Here is a 12177-nt window from a genome sequence, read left to right as displayed (position 1 = left end):
CGGGCTATTTTGGCGACCCAAAAATGAATTTCTGGCATAGACCCATGATGAAGAATGGTCCTCGAATCATCACCGTAGCCAACCAGAAGGGCGGCGTCGGCAAGACGACCACCGCCATCAATCTGGCCACGGCGCTGGCGGCCATCGGCGAAAAAGTGCTGATCGTCGATCTCGATCCGCAAGGCAACGCCAGCACCGGTCTCGGCATCGACCGCAAGGACCGCACAGTCTCGTCCTATGACGTGCTGACGGGCGAGCTGGATCTCGAAGCCGCGGCGGTTCCGACCGCCGTGCCGGGCCTGTCGATCGTGCCGTCGACGCTCGATCTGCTCGGCATCGAAATGGAAATCGCTTCGGCGCCGGACCGGGTGCTGCGGCTGCGCAACGCCTTGCGCGCCGCGGCCGAGCGCTCGGCCAATTTCGGCTATGTGCTGATCGACTGCCCGCCGTCGCTCAATCTGCTCACGCTCAATTCGATGGCGGCCGCCGATTCGGTGCTGGTGCCGCTGCAATGCGAGTTCTTCGCGCTTGAAGGCCTCAGCCAGTTGCTGGAAACGGTCGAGCAGGTGCGCCGCTCGATCAATCCGGAGCTCACCATCCAGGGCATCGTGCTGACCATGTATGACGGACGTAACAATCTGGCCAACCAGGTGGTGCAGGACGTCCGGGAGCACATGGGCGACAAGGTCTACGAGACCATCATTCCGCGCAATGTGCGGGTGTCCGAGGCGCCGTCCTATGGCAAGCCGGCGATTCTGTACGATCTGAAATGCTCGGGCAGCCAAGCCTACCTGCAATTGGCCTCCGAGGTCATCCGCCGCGAGCGCAAATTGCGCGCCGCTTGATGAGTTCCTGCGCATAATCAACAGCCGATTCGATACCGAAACGATCTAAAGACAACCATCTGAAGCCTGGAATAAAGATGAGCGAAGACCTTTCGAGAAAAAGATTGGGGCGGGGACTGGCAGCGCTGATCGGCGAGATCGATCGCCCGGCGGCGCCGGAAAAGCCCGGCATGAGCGCCGATGGCAAGGTGCCGATCGAGTTTCTCAGTCCCAACCCGAAGAATCCACGCCGGCATTTTGGTGACGCCGAACTTACCGATCTGGCTCAGTCGATCCGCGAACATGGCGTCGTGCAGCCGGTCGTCGCGCGGCCATCGCCGACACAGGCCGGCCGCTACGAGATCATCGCCGGCGAGCGCCGCTGGCGGGCGGCACAGCGCGCCGGGCTGACCGAAATCCCGGTCATCATTCGCGATGTCAATGACCGCACCGCGCTCGAACTGGCGATCATAGAGAACGTCCAGCGTGCCGACCTCAACGCGGTCGAGGAAGCGCAGGGCTACCAGCAGCTGATCGACGACCATGGCTATACACAGGCCGATCTCGGCCAGGTGATCGGCAAGAGCCGCAGCCATGTCGCCAATACGCTGCGGCTGCTGAAATTGCCTGACGTGATCCGCGACATGCTGATCGACGGCGTGTTGTCGGCGGGGCATGCCCGCACGCTGGTGACGGCGGAGGATCCGGCCGGCCTCGCCAAGCGCATCGTCGAGGAGGGGCTTTCCGTGCGCCAGGCCGAGGCGCTGGCGCAGATGCCGGCCGGCAGCGCCGCGAAAGAAGCTCGGCCCGCGGCCACGCCGGAACAGAAAGACGCGGATACGCTGGCGCTCGAAAAGCTGCTGACCGACACGCTCGGCATGATCGTGACCGTCGACCACAAGGGCAAAGGCGGCGGCCTGCTTCGGGTCGCCTATCGCAGCCTTGAGCAACTGGACGAGGTTTGCCGCAGGTTGAAGCGAGACTGATAGCCGGCGAACTTTGCGAATCGCTTGGCTCTTTTTTCGCTATCGGTTGTTTTCATGCCCGTACTTGCCGAACGTTGGCGCTGCCCCTCACCTGCCTGCCGGCATCCTCTCGCCGCATAGAGACGGGGAGAGGGAGGCTTTCGCCGATGTTTTCGCCAATCGTCTGCGTTTCGGAACAAGCGCCAAGGCTGCAACTGCCCTTCCCCGTCGCTATACGGGGAGAAATGCCCGGCAGGGCAATAAAGGGGCGGCGCTGACGTTGATAGTTGGCTATCCGCCCACAGCTAACTACCGCTGCGCCAATCTCGCGCTCTCAACCGCTATCCCCAGCAGCGCCTGTCTTGCCAGTGCGACGGAGAGGTCTGGTCTGCGCCGTGTCTGCAGCACCGCCGTCTGCAGCCGGGTCAGCGCGCGGCCAAGCGCTTCGCTGCTCCAGCGTTCCAGCGCCTTCTCCACCAGCTTGCGTCGCGAGAAGAAAACCGGCGGGCGCGCGCCGGCAACGACCGAGGCCGCGTTGCGGCCGCTCGATTCCATCTGGCCGCGCATGACCTGGATCTGCTGCAATTGCCGCATGGCGGAGGACAGAACGAGAAAAGGCGGGCCGCCGGATTGGCAGTGGCGGGTGAAAGCGGTGTCGAAGTCGCCGATCTTGCCTTCGAGAAGCGCATCCACGGCGTCGTCGAACGAGGCGCCGGACACGTCGCCGGACATCGCCCTGACCTCTTCCAGCCCGATCTCCTTCTGCCCGTGAGCGTAGAGGACGAGCTTCTCGATCTCGCCACGCGAGGCCAGCCGGTCGCCGCCGAGATTGCGGCGCAGCGCCTGCCTTGCCTCCAGCGTCATCGACATGCCGGCCTTGCGCAGCTCGTCGTCGATGACCGTGTCGATGTCGCGGGCCTCGTCGGCGTAGCAGGGCAGCGCCATGGCGTTGTCAGCGCCTTCGACCACGGCGCGCAGGCCAACGCCCTTCTTGAGATCGCCGGCTTCGATCAGGATGATGGCGTCCCGCGCGGGCTCCGCTGTCAACGCCTTGACGTCGTCGGCCAGCGCCTTCTGGCCGGTGGCGTTGCGCACCCACAGCAGCCGCCGGTCGGAAAACATCGGCACGGTGCGGGCTTCGTCGAGCAGCCGGCCCTCGTCGCGGTCGACCTCCGAGCCCTCGAGCCGGACTACGGAGAACGGATCATCCAGCGGCAGCCCGGTCTTTTCGGCAAAGGCTTTCGCCCGCTCGGAAACGAGCCCCCGATCAGGACCATAGAGCAGGACGATCGAGGTGCGCGGATCGGGCCGCGACAGCCAGGAATCGACCTCGAAAGCTTTCTTCTGTGCCATGAAAGGTGGTTAGCATGGCTGGAGCCAGGGGTGAACAATGGTAGTTCGAGATTTGGCAGGGCGCCTCCTCGCCCTCTTCACTCCTTGGGGAGGCCTGACGGCAAGGCCAAAGCACGTCGTGTCGAAAGGATTTAGGTCTTTGTTTTCACGGCATGTCGTTCTCCCAAAACCGAGGCCACTTTTGGGCGACCTGCATAGGGACGACGTCTAGGCGGATTTTGCCGGATCGGATCACCGGCGTTTAGCCGCGTGCTACTTCAGCCTTGGCTGATTCGGTGCCACCGGGGGCGCGCAGGCCATCAGGTCGTAGACGCCCTTGTCCTCGACGACCGTGAAGCCGAGCCTGACATTGAGCTGCCGCGCCGGATTGTTCTTTTCGACATGGATCGAGGCTGATTTGCCGGCTAACCATGCCTCCTTGACCAGGTCGCGCAACAGGGCGAACCATAGCCGTTGCGGCGGTATGCCGGCAGGAAAGCGATGTCGATGATGCGATGCTGGCTCGGCCAGCGTTCGATATAGAGACGCCCTATATTCTGCCCGACGCGGTTCACCACCAGCCACTCTGCCTCGGGATAGTGCCTGATATGGTGGGCGCGCTGCGCCTGGAACTGCATGTCGAGGAAGGCAGCCTTCTGCGCCTCGCTCCAATCCGTCACGGCGAGTTCTTCGACGCGGGTCGAGGCGTAGAGCCGCGACAGAAACGGTATGTCGGCCTCCTCGGCCGGGCGAAAATTCAGCCCGGCCTGCCCGGAGCACCGGTTGCACCCATGGCCAGGCGCATGGAACGACAGCGTGCAAACATGGTAAGAGGTGAGGTCGAAAAGACAGGGAAGACCGACTTGATGACCGAAGCTGACAGCCAGGAAGTGAGCAGCGATCTGGAAGGGCGCGACCTCCGGCGCATCCCTGACATCATCTCGCTGGTCAAGGATTCCTATGCCGAGCTGCGCCCGGCCGAGCGCCGCGTCGCCGATGTCGTGTTGGACGACGTCAAATACGCCGTCGACGCCTCCAATGCGGCCCTTGCCCAGCGCGCCGGGGTCAGCGAACCGACGGTCACCCGGTTCTGCCGTGCCATTGGCTGCGAGGGCGTGCGCGATTTCAAGCTGAAGCTGGCGCAGAGCCTTGTCGTCGGCGCGCTTTATCTGGCCAAGCCGCCGGCGACCAGCGGCGACAACGGCATGCCGTTCTGGAACGCCGTGTTCGGCGAAGCACGCCGGGCCCTGCAGGAGGCCGAGCGCCAACTCGACCCGGCGCAGCTGCAAAAAGCCGCCGAACTCATTGCCAAGGCGCGCCAGGTTACCGTCTTCGGCCTCGGCGGCAGTTCCTCGGCACTGGCGCAGGAAACGCAATACCGGCTGTTTCGCTACGGCATATCGATCAGCGCTCAATGCGACCCCTATCTGATGCGCATGACCGCCTCGACGCTGAAACCCGGCGATCTGGTGATCGCCATTTCGGCGACCGGGCGCACGCGCGAGGTGATCGAGGCCGTCGAACTCGCCAAGCACTACCGCGCCAACGCCATCGCCGTGACCGCGCCCGACACCGAGCTTGCGCGTGCCTGCGATGTCAGGCTGACGGTTGCCGTGCCCGAATATCCCGACACGCTGAAGCCGACCGCATCGCGCTTCGCCTTCTTGGCGATGATCGACCTCTTGGCGGTGGCCTCGGCTTATAAGCTCGACGGCCCGGCGCGCGAGACGGTGCGCCGCATCAAGTACAACGCCCAGATCCACCGCACCGGCAAGGAGATGGAGCCGCTGGGGGATTGACGGCCAGTTTATGCCGCGTCAGCGCTGCCCCTCACTCTTACCCTCTCCCCGTAAAGGACGGGGGAGGGGATCGCCGGCGTCGCGGCCAAGTCCCTTCTCCCCGTCCTCACGGGGAGAAGGTGCCGGCAGGCGGATGAGGGGCAACGCCGGGTTCGACAATTTACCGCCCCTGCATGGGGCGCATTGGAGGAAGAGGGAAGACATGCTCGAAATGGCACCAACGAAACAGGCCGCCGCATGGCTCGGCTCCTTTGCGCAGACGCTTGACGCCGGCGACGTGGCGGCGGCCGGCAATCTGTTCGTCGACGATTGCTACTGGCGCGATCTTCTGACCTTCACCTGGAATGTGAAGACCATGGAAGGCCGCGAGGCCATCGGCGATATGCTCAAGGCGACGCTGGCGACGACGAAGCCCACCGCTTGGCAGCTCAGCGGCGAGGCGACCTCGGACGAAGGCACGATCGAAGCCTGGTTCACATTCGAGACCGCGGTCGCCTCGGGACAAGGCATCATGCGCCTTCGCGACGGGCGCTGCCGGACATTGTTCACCGCCATGACGGATCTGAAAGGCTTCGAGGAGCGCAAGGGCGCGGCGCGGCCGCTCGGCGTGCGCCACAAGGCCGACCCCGAGCGCGAGACCTGGTCGGAGGCGCGGGCGCGCGAGACGCGCGAACTTGGCGCCTCCGACCAGCCTTATTGCCTGGTCATCGGTGGCGGCCAGGGCGGCATCATGCTCGGCGCGCGTCTCAGGCAGCTCGGCGTGCCGACCATCGTCATCGAGAAGAACGCGAGGCCAGGCGATTCCTGGCGCAACCGCTACCGCACGCTCGTGCTGCACGATCCGGTCTGGTACGACCATCTGCCCTACATTCCGTTTCCCGATAACTGGCCGGTCTTCACGCCCAAGGACAAGATGGGCGACTGGCTGGAAATGTACACGCGCGTCATGGAGCTCAATTATTGGGCCGCCACCAAGTGTCTCAGCGCCAGCTATGACGAGGCGGAGAAGGTCTGGACGGTGGTGGTCGATCGCGTCGGCAGGCAGGTCACGCTGAAGCCGAAGCACATCGTCTTCGCCACCGGCGCCTACGGGCCGCCGCGAAAGATCGACCTGGCCGGCGCGGACCAGTTCAAGGGCGAGTTGCTGCATTCAAGCCAGTATTCGAGCGGCGAGAAATTCCGTGGCAGGAAGGTCGCGGTCATCGGCGCGGCAAGCTCCGGGCATGACGTCTGCGTCGACCTTTGGGAGAGCGGCGCCGACGTCACTATGATCCAGCGCTCGCCGACCACCGTGGTCAAATCGGACACGCTTATGGAAGTAGGCTTCGAAATCTTCTCGGAAAGCGCGCTGGCGCGCGGCATCACCACCGAGAAGGCCGACATGATTGTCGCCTCGACGCCGTTCGCTCTGGTGCCCAGGGGCCAGCGGGCGCTCTACGACGTCGTCCGGGCGCGCGACGCGGGCTTCTACGAGCGCCTCAGCGCTTCCGGCTTCGCCATCGATTTCGGCGACGACGAGACGGGCCTTCTGATGAAGGCCTACCGCACCGGCTCGGGCTACTACATCGACGTCGGCGCTTCGGACCTGATCATCGACGGCAAGATCGGCATCCGCAGCGGCGTGGCGATCAAGTCGCTGACGCCGAACGGCATCCTGTTCGAGGACGGCACCGAGCTCGAGGCCGACGCCATCATCGCCTGCACCGGCTACCAGTCGATGAACGAGAACGTGGCCGCGCTCGTCTCGCGTGAGGTCGCCGACAAGGTCGGTCCCTGCTGGGGCCTTGGCTCCGGCGTCAAGGGTGACCCCGGCCCGTGGCAAGGCGAATTGCGCAATATGTGGAAGCCGACGGCACAGGAAGCGCTGTGGTTCCATGGCGGCAACCTGGCGCTGTCGCGCTTCTATTCGAAATATGTGGCGCTTCAGATCAAGGCGCGCATGGAAGGCATCGCGACGCCGGTTTATGGGCCGCCGAGCAATTCCTCACGCCGGAATTGAAAGGAGCTGGGGCCACCGGACCAGCCCGGACGAAAAATCATCCGCGAAGGTTTCAGGTGCCGTGAGGATTCCCGCTATAGTGCCCGGCGACTCGGGGGAGGACGCCGATGGGATTTCTAAGAGGGCTTCGCATCAAGCTTGGACTGAAAAAGGACCCGTTGCCGCCACTGCCAGGTGTCGAGATCGGGCGTCATACTTACGGCCTCAGCAAGAAATCGTTCTTCGTTCCGCGTGAAACCGTGCCGGTGCGGATAGGATCTTTCTGTTCGATCGGCCCCGATGTTCTCTTTATCTGCGCGGCTGAACACCGCCTCGACAGCGCAACCACCTATCCGATCCAATCCGTGGACGGGAAGATCCGCAACGGAAATGGAACCGTCGGCAAGGGTCCGATCACGGTCGGCCATGACGTCTGGATCGGTGCCCGCAGTGTCATCCTCAGCGGCGTCACGATCGGCAATGGAGCGGTGATCGGTGCCGGCAGCATCGTCACCAGGGAGATCCCGCCCTATGCCATCGCGGTCGGCAATCCGGCTCGTGTGATGCGCTACCGGTTCGCGCCCGATGTCATCGAGCGCCTGCAGTCGTTGCAGTGGTGGGACTGGAGCGATGATCTGATCCGCGCGCGTATCGAGCTCCTGACGACGATGGATGTTGCAAGTTTCCTGAGCGCGCTGGACCTGGCATAACTGCCCCCGGCAGTCATCTGACCGCTGAAACCCCGACCTCGCTGGCAAGGCTTACTCGTGCCGATGTCCGAAGTGCCGGGCCGCGACTTCGACATGGGTGTGATGCGCATGCGCCTCGAAACGCTCGGTCTCGCCGAGGTCGTTCACCGCCTCGTTCGGCCACCACGTGCCGCCGATGACGATGCCTTCCGACACCAGCCGCTGGTCGGCGACCAACGAGGCGCCGACAGCGTCGACGAAAGTGAAGCGGCCCGACCGCTGGCGAAGCACGGCGACGTCGCCGACAGCGCCGACAGCCAGCGTGCCGAGATCGGGCCGCGCGATCGCCCGCGCCGGGGCCTGCGTCGCGGCGCGCAGCACCTCGACCAGCGGCATGCCGAGCGCGATCAGCTTCGACATGCAGACCAGTATGTCGAAGGCCGGGCCGTCGACGCAGTAGAGATGCACGTCGCTCGAGATGACGTCGGGCGCTAGCCCTTCGGCGAGCATGGCGCGGGCGACGTCGAAGTCGAACGAGCCCATGCCATGGCCGAGATCGAAGATGACGCCGCGCTCGCGCGCCAGCCGCATATCGGCGCACCGCGCCAGAAGCAAAGACCGGCGCGTTGGGGAACGGCCGGAAGCAATGGGTGAGGATATCGCCCCGGCGCAGGCGCGGCAGCACTTCCGAGCGCCCGGGCGGCGGCTCGTCGATATGCGCCATCAGCGGCAGGCCGGCCTTGTCGGCGGCCTCCAGCGCAAGATCGACCGGCGCTATGCCGCTGCTGCCGCCGGCATGCTTGCCGGAACGGACCTTGACGCCGACGACGACGTCGGCGTGCTCACGCACCGCCGCGACCACCTCGCGCGGTTCGCACAGCCTGAGATCGCTGCACTCGCCGACCGACACCTTCTGCGAGAAGCCGAAGATGCCGGCAAAGGAAATGTTGACATAGGCCAGGATGCGCACCTTCGAACGCTCCATGACGTGGCGGCGGAAGCCAAGGAAATTGCCGGCGCCTGCGCTGCCCGCATCGATGAAGGTGGTGGTGCCGCTCTTGGCGGCAAGCCGGTCGGCATCGACGCCGAGCGAGGTGCCGCCCCAATAGACGTGGCTGTGCAGGTCGATCAGGCCTGGCGCGACGATGCACCCCGTTGCATCGACGACCTGATTGGCGCGGTCCGCCGGGATGTCGGGGGCGAGCGCCGCGACACGGCCATTGGCGATGGCGACATCGCGTGGCGCGTCGAGCCCGGATGCCGGATCGATCAGCCGTCCGCCCTTCAGCAGGAGGTCGAATTGCATTGGGAGAACCTCCACTTCTTCAGGGCTTTTTGTCAGACCGGCCGATAGGCGACCGCCTCGACCTCGATCTTGATATCGATCATCAGCCGCGATTCGACCGTGGTGCGGGTCGGCGGGTTCTTGGGAAAGTGCCTGGCGTAGACGGCATTGAAGGCGCCGAAATCGCGCGCGTCCTCGAGCCAGACGGTGGTTTTGACCACATCGTCCAGGGTGCATCCGGCCAAAGCGAGTGCGGCCTTCACATTGGCGAGCACCTGCTCGGTCTGTTCGGTAATGCCGCCTTTCACCACGATGCCGTCGCCGCCGACCGGGACCTGGCCCGAGACATAGACGAAATCGCCGGCTCGCACGGCGGGTGACAGCGGCACATGGGATGTTCCAAAAGTCTGCTTGGGCAAGGGATGCTCCTCCGATGACGCGACGCGGCGCCAGGACGGCGCCCGCTTGGCGCAGATTTACCGCGATCGGGGCGATCCCGATAGAGGTCTTGTTGGAAAGCAACATTCTTCGAAATCCGTGTTGCTTTATTACAGAAGCGCTTGCATCGTGGGCGCTTGCCGGACGGCCTAAAAGCCGCGACGAACAGATGCCTTTGCGAGACCGGAGAACCCGACAATGACCTTCGACAAGAACCCGTTTCCATCGGGCGACGCTGATCGCCACGCCCTGTGGGAGATGCTGGTGCGGCGCGATATCGACGCCTTCATCAGCCAGGACTGGTCGATGGTGGAGAATGATTTCGTCGCTGAAAGCTTTTTCGGCATGCACGCGCATTTCCTCGCCAATGCCGACGCCTGGCGGCTGCAGTTCCCGAGGCTGGAAGTCTATCGCGACGAGTGGCTGCGCCAGGCCAAGGAGACGGCGGCGACCAAGTTCGCGGAACCGCTGCGCGAGGCGCTGTTCCGTGTCGCCAATCTGCGCGACATCGATGTCGATGGCGACCGCGCCGTGCTGCACAAGAAGTTCGACGGCTCCGTCGCCAAGGCGGATGGCGGCGTCGACAGGCTGAAATGGCAGACGCTGTATTTCTGCAGGAAGGTCGGCGGAAGCTGGAAGATCGCGGGCTTCGTCGGCTACATGCCTTATCCGCTGAGAGCATAGCGTATTCCTGGACCGCGCATCGCGGCTTCGTCCGGAATTGCATGGATACAGAGGCTTGGAGCGGCCGGCGATCCTGACGCTGAACCGCACTGGTCGAAGCGCCGAACGACCTGAAACGATTTTCCCGATTGCAGGGCGGGCGCGGATGATCAGTAGAGCGTGACGAAGGCCGGGAACAGCAGGCCCGTCTCCCGGAAATATTCGATCAGCTCGATGACCGGGAAGATGGCGAGGAAATAAAGCCCGTCGAGGAAGGTGCGCTTGAGCGCGCGCGTCGAGAACTGCAGCTCGTCATGGTCGCGGTAGAGCAGCGGGTTCGGCCAGAACCGGGGCGTCGCCTCGACATAGGCGCTATAGGCCGGCCCGAACTTGCCCAGCAGGAATCCGGCTTCCTTGCGGGCGGTGACGCGAAAGATGAAGAAGGAGGCGGCGCCCAGCAGCAGCGCCGCCATCAGGGAGCCATAGATCAATCCGATGCCGACCGCGCCCACTGTCGAAAAGAAATAGAGCGGGTTCTGGGTCATCGAAAACGGTCCGGTCGTGACCAGTTCCTGGTTCTTCTTGCCGCCGACATAGAGGATGCTCCACAGCCGCCCGACGATACAGACGAGCACCAGGCTGAGGCCAAGATGCTCGAGCGTCTCATGGCCGCTCGAACCCTCGCTCAAGGCTGGCTTGGCGAAAAACAGAAGCAGCACGGCGAATACCGCCGCGACCCGCACGAAGATCAGTCGCTTGCGCTGGACAAAGGCATCGGAAACCGGCTTGAGGGGCGCGTAGGTCATCGGTGTTTTCCTTGGGCGCTGACAGGCCCGGGAGCACTGGGGCACGCCATTGATGGCGGATGCAAGGCAGTGGCCTTCTATCAGCGCACCTCGAGGGTTTCGTAAAGGCCTTTTGGCCGATCGGCGCCCATTCTTACGAAATTGTATGGCGGCGGACAGGCGAGCGTGAATTCGCGTCCCTACTGTCGAGATGCCGGCTTGCTCCTCCTGCGAGCCATAATCAACCGACAGCCGGGCAACCGGCACCAGACAGGAAAACATCTCATGAGAAGATACGCGCTCGCCATCGCACTGGGCATCGTCGCCGTTTCCGGTCCGGTCTCCTCCGTTTTCGCGGCCACGGCGCCTTGCGAAGAGACGCTGAAGGCGCTGCGCGCGGCGGAGGCGACGGCAAAGCTTGGCGACGCGGACAAGAACAAGGTCTCGGAACTGGAGACCAAGGGCATCGAACGCTGCAACGCGGATGACGACAAGCGCGCCGACGACTTCTTCGCCCAGGCCATGAAAGTCATGGGCAAGTAATTTTCGCGAACCATCAGGACGGTCGCCATGCTTTCTTCCAACACGCAAAACATCGCCGCACCGAGCCAGAACAGGGTCCCCGAGGTCACTGTCGATTTCTGGCTGATCAAGCTGATGGCGGTGACCATGGGCGAAACGGCGGCCGACTATCTCACTGTCAACCTCGGGCTCGGGCTGACCGTCACGTCATTGATCATGACCGGTGTCCTGATCGTCGCCCTTGTCCTCCAGTTCGCCCAGAAACGTTACGTGCCCTGGGCCTACTGGCTGGCGGTGGTGCTGATCAGCGTCGTCGGCACGCTGATCACCGACAACCTCGTCGACAATTTCGGCGTGCGGCTGCAGACCACGACGATTGCTTTCAGCGTGGTGCTCGTGGCGACCTTCGCGGTCTGGTACGCGAGCGAACGGACGCTTTCGATCCACACCATCTTCACGACCAGGCGCGAGGTCTTCTACTGGCTGGCGATCCTCTTCACCTTCTCGCTCGGCACGGCCGCGGGCGACCTTGTCGCCGAGAGCTTCAACATGGGCTATCTGACCACGGGCCTGCTGTTCGGCGGCGTGATCGCGCTCATCGCGCTCGCCTATTACCTGTTCGTTCTGGACGCCATCCTGGCCTTCTGGCTGGCCTATATCCTGACGCGGCCGCTTGGCGCCTCCTTCGGCGATCTGCTGTCGCAGCCGGTCGAATATGGCGGCCTCGGCTTCGGCACCACCTTCACCAGCCTGATCTTCCTCGGCTGCATCGTCGCCCTTGTCCTCTACATGACGCTCAGGAAGAAGGCCGATGAGCTGGACGAGATCCTGCTGGAGTCGGAATAAACCCACGGCGGGCGCGTGCCGCGCCTGGCAGGCGTCACGGCCATCCTAGGA

13 protein-coding genes and 1 pseudogene are annotated in these 12177 nt (G+C 64.0%); 8 read left to right on the top strand and 6 right to left on the bottom strand.

Features of this window, described 5'->3' with window-relative positions:
- Positions 1-44 precede the first annotated feature (44 nt).
- Both FJ938_RS22495 and FJ938_RS22490 read left to right on the top strand, forming a co-directional pair.
- A complete protein-coding gene (locus FJ938_RS22495; RefSeq protein ID WP_140697555.1) occupies positions 45-845 on the top strand; it encodes a ParA family protein in 801 nt (266 codons plus the stop codon).
- Positions 846-922: 77 nt separating this feature from the next.
- Entirely contained in the window at positions 923-1810 is an 888-nt protein-coding gene (locus tag FJ938_RS22490) for a ParB/RepB/Spo0J family partition protein (protein ID WP_140697553.1), read from the top strand.
- A 288-nt stretch (positions 1811-2098) separates the two neighbouring features.
- Here FJ938_RS22490 and holA read toward each other — a convergent pair whose 3' ends face one another.
- The 3 genes from holA to FJ938_RS30065 all read right to left on the bottom strand — a co-directional run bounded on the left by holA (position 2099) and on the right by FJ938_RS30065 (position 3801).
- Positions 2099-3142, bottom strand: coding sequence for a DNA polymerase III subunit delta (gene holA / locus FJ938_RS22480; protein WP_140697551.1), 1044 nt, complete (start codon positions 3140-3142; stop codon positions 2099-2101).
- A gap of 252 nt (positions 3143-3394) precedes the next feature.
- Entirely contained in the window at positions 3395-3577 is a 183-nt protein-coding gene (locus tag FJ938_RS30070) for a hypothetical protein (RefSeq protein WP_246673464.1), read from the bottom strand.
- Positions 3547-3801, bottom strand: coding sequence for a GNAT family N-acetyltransferase (locus FJ938_RS30065; RefSeq protein ID WP_246673462.1), 255 nt, complete (start codon positions 3799-3801; stop codon positions 3547-3549). Before FJ938_RS30065 ends, FJ938_RS30070 begins: the two co-directional genes overlap by 31 nt.
- 186 nt (positions 3802-3987) lie before the next feature.
- Here FJ938_RS30065 and FJ938_RS22470 point away from each other — a divergent pair, with 186 nt between their 5' ends.
- The 3 genes from FJ938_RS22470 to FJ938_RS22460 all read left to right on the top strand — a co-directional run bounded on the left by FJ938_RS22470 (position 3988) and on the right by FJ938_RS22460 (position 7608).
- Positions 3988-4920, top strand: a complete 933-nt coding sequence (locus tag FJ938_RS22470) for a MurR/RpiR family transcriptional regulator (protein ID WP_140697548.1) — start codon at positions 3988-3990, stop codon at positions 4918-4920.
- Between the two features lie 202 nt (positions 4921-5122).
- On the top strand, positions 5123-6919 hold the full coding sequence (locus FJ938_RS22465) for an NAD(P)/FAD-dependent oxidoreductase (protein WP_140697546.1): 1797 nt from the start codon (positions 5123-5125) through the stop codon (positions 6917-6919).
- Between the two features lie 107 nt (positions 6920-7026).
- Positions 7027-7608, top strand: a complete 582-nt coding sequence (locus tag FJ938_RS22460) for a CatB-related O-acetyltransferase (RefSeq protein ID WP_140697543.1) — start codon at positions 7027-7029, stop codon at positions 7606-7608.
- Positions 7609-7659: 51 nt separating this feature from the next.
- On the opposite strand, the pseudogene FJ938_RS22455 reads toward FJ938_RS22460, so the two are convergent.
- Together FJ938_RS22455 and FJ938_RS22450 are read right to left on the bottom strand one after the other, a co-directional pair.
- A pseudogene (locus FJ938_RS22455) lies at positions 7660-8893 on the bottom strand (amidohydrolase/deacetylase family metallohydrolase).
- Between the two features lie 32 nt (positions 8894-8925).
- A complete protein-coding gene (locus FJ938_RS22450; protein ID WP_140697540.1) occupies positions 8926-9291 on the bottom strand; it encodes a RidA family protein in 366 nt (121 codons plus the stop codon).
- Positions 9292-9508: 217 nt separating this feature from the next.
- Between FJ938_RS22450 and FJ938_RS22445 the strand changes: the two genes are divergently transcribed.
- Positions 9509-9994 (top strand): hypothetical protein, encoded by a 486-nt coding sequence (locus tag FJ938_RS22445; protein WP_140697537.1) that lies wholly within the window; start codon positions 9509-9511, stop codon positions 9992-9994.
- Between the two features lie 149 nt (positions 9995-10143).
- Here FJ938_RS22445 and FJ938_RS22440 read toward each other — a convergent pair whose 3' ends face one another.
- Complete coding sequence (locus FJ938_RS22440) at positions 10144-10779, bottom strand: isoprenylcysteine carboxylmethyltransferase family protein (protein WP_140697535.1); 636 nt, start codon at positions 10777-10779, stop codon at positions 10144-10146.
- A gap of 264 nt (positions 10780-11043) precedes the next feature.
- Between FJ938_RS22440 and FJ938_RS22435 the strand changes: the two genes are divergently transcribed.
- Positions 11044-11301 (top strand): hypothetical protein, encoded by a 258-nt coding sequence (locus FJ938_RS22435; protein ID WP_140612862.1) that lies wholly within the window; start codon positions 11044-11046, stop codon positions 11299-11301.
- Between the two features lie 27 nt (positions 11302-11328).
- Entirely contained in the window at positions 11329-12126 is a 798-nt protein-coding gene (locus FJ938_RS22430) for a hypothetical protein (protein WP_140612863.1), read from the top strand.
- Positions 12127-12177: the final 51 nt, after the last annotated feature.

Origin of the sequence: Mesorhizobium sp. B2-4-14, assembly GCF_006442155.1 — a bacterium.
In the GTDB taxonomy this organism is placed as follows: domain Bacteria; phylum Pseudomonadota; class Alphaproteobacteria; order Rhizobiales; family Rhizobiaceae; genus Mesorhizobium.
Note: the sequence above shows the minus strand (reverse complement) of the source record. Positions and strands in the feature narration are given on the sequence as shown.